The following is a 2,419-nucleotide window of genomic DNA, read 5'->3' on the forward strand; positions in this document are numbered from 1 at the left end:
GTCGCCACGGCCCAGGGCCTCCGGCCGCTGGAGCCGGAGGAGGCGGCCGAACTCGCGGCGGCCAGCGACCGCGCGACCCGCCACGCGGCCTGGCGCTACCTCGCCGGTGTGCCGGGCGGCGCGTCCTTGCTGCCGGTCTCCGCCGAGGCGGAGGATCCGTACGAGCGGCTGATGCTGCTCCCGGGCCAGGACCCGCTGCTGCCCGCGGCGGCGCGCAGGCCGGGTCTGCTCGTCGCCCAGCCGATGCTGCTCGGCGGCCTCGACACTCCGGGGGAGGGGCTGAGCGGCGGCCTGAGCGTGCTGCTCAGCGGTCTCGGGGACGCGCTGGCCGACACCGGCGCGGTCGCGGCCGTCGTGACGGTGGTCACCGCCTGCCGCAGCGAACTGGCCCGCGACGACCGCCTGTTGCACGCCCGGGGCCCCGGGCACTGGGTGCTGCGGCTCCCCGTGGACGCGGAACACCCCCTCGGCCAGCACGAGACGGGCGCCCACCGCGAGGCGCTGGCCTGGTGGGCGGTACGGCTGCTCGGCGGCCTCGGCGCACGGCTGGACGTCCTGCACGCGCGGTACGCCGACGACGGCTCGCTCGCCATGGCCCAGGCCGCACAACGCCTCGGAGCCCGGCTGGTGTTCACCGCGACGCCGGATCCGCACCGGCAGATGACCGTACGCCACGGCCGGGCCCCGGCGGCCTCCGACGATCTGCGCGACGACCTGCACCGGGTGTTCGTCGCCGACCGGCTGGTCGAACGGGCCGCACGCGTGGTCGGCATACCCGGGCGGCAGGGCGACGCCTCCGAACTCGTCCGCCACTTCCCCCAACTGGCCGCCGCACGGGACGGCGCGGGCCCGGCCGCACCGCCGGAGGGCATCGAGCCGTACGTGCCGGCCGCGTCCGAGGCGTCCGACCGGGCCGATCTGCTGGGCATGGTCCTCGGCGGCGGCGGCGACGACGGTAGCGGTAGCGGCGGGGCGCGGCGGGCTCGGCTCGGCCCGGACGCCCTGCGGGAGCCGCTGCTGCTCTCCGTGGGACGGCTGCATCCCGTCAAGCAGCAGGACATGCTGGTACGGGCGTGGCTGGAGCGGGGCCTGTACCGGCGGTCCTCCCTCGTCCTGATCGGCGGCGCCTGCGCCCGTCCCTCGGCCGCCGAGACCGCGATGCGCGCCAGGATCGGCCGCCTGCTCGCCCGGCACCCCGGCGCGGCCCACCGGCTCGTCCTGCTCACGGCCCTGACCAACACCCGGGTACGCCGCCTGGAGCGGGCGCTGGCCGACCCGGCGTCGGGGGCACGGGCCTGGTACGTCTGCCCGAGCGCCAAGGAGGAGTTCGGGATCGCGGTGCTGGAGGCGATGGACGCGGGCCTGCCGACCGCCGCCCCCGAACGCGGGGGAGTACGCCACTATCTGCGCGACGGCGACAACGGCGTACTGCTGGACACCTCCTGCGCGCCTGCCCTGGGCCTCGGCCTCGAACGGATGCTGGACATGCCGCCCGCCGCCGCCCGCGCCCTCGCCGCGCGAGGCCGCGCCACCGTCACCACCGGCTACACCCTCACCTCCACGGCTGCCGCCTTGGTCGAGGAATACCTGGCCTCCGCCTCGCCCGGAACCCACGGCCCGCGCGGTTGAGGACCGGCCGCAACCCCCTGGGATCGGCGGTGAGTGGGCCGCCGGCCTGCGGCGATATCGGCTGAGGTCTGGTCCGGACGTACCCCCGGGGGTCCGGTGCGGGCCCCGGGGCCTTCGGCCGGGTCAGCTCGCGGCGGTGGCGGTGGCGGTGGCGGCGGGTGGCGGCGAGGTGGGGTCCGGGGCGGGTGAGCCGATGCGGCCGAGGGCGGACAGGGCGTCGCGCAGGCCCTGAGGTCTGAGCATGCCGGGCATCAGGGGGCCGGCCCAGCCGGGACCGGCGAGGAAGACCATCGGGTGGGTACGGGCGCCCTTGACGCCCCAGCTACTGGCCGCGACGTGCCGGGCGAGCGGGCGGTCGGCGGTGGAGCGGGACTGGGACCACAGCACGACGGCCGCGGGTCCGATCCGGCGGACGGCCTCGTCCAGGGCGTCGACCGGCACCGCTCCGCCGAACATCCGCGTGGACAGGCCGAGTTCTCCGAGCCCCGCGGTCAGCGCCTCCAGCGGAAGCGTGTGGTGGTCGCCGGGCACGCACGCGAGCAGTACGGGCGCCGCCCCGGTGAGCGCCGGCGCCGCACGGACCCGGCGCAGCGCCGACGAGACGTGCCAGGACAGCAGGTGCTCGACCTCCACGTACCGCTCCCCGGAGGTCTGCCACTTGCGGCCGACGGCGCGCAGCGTCGGCGCCATCACCTCCTCCCAGGCGACGACCAGCCCGTGCCGCTCGACCAGGTCGCTCAGCAGGGCGTCCACCGCCGGGCCGTCCAGCCGCACCGCGGCCCGCGCGAGC

At 77.2% G+C, this 2,419-nt stretch carries 2 protein-coding genes; one reads left to right on the forward strand and one right to left on the reverse strand.

Features of this window, described 5'->3' with window-relative positions:
• Window positions 1-1,629 (forward strand): glycosyltransferase (locus BGM09_RS04880; protein ID WP_188280152.1); only part of this gene is annotated, 1,629 nt, incomplete at its 5' end.
• A 123-nt stretch (window positions 1,630-1,752) separates the two neighbouring features.
• On the opposite strand, the gene BGM09_RS04885 is transcribed toward BGM09_RS04880, so the two are convergent.
• The coding region (locus BGM09_RS04885; RefSeq protein ID WP_188280153.1) for a B12-binding domain-containing protein at window positions 1,753-2,419 on the reverse strand (667 nt) is incomplete at its 5' end.

Origin of the sequence: Streptomyces sp. CBMA29 (genome assembly GCF_014596445.1) — a bacterium.
GTDB lineage: Bacteria > Actinomycetota > Actinomycetes > Streptomycetales > Streptomycetaceae > Actinacidiphila.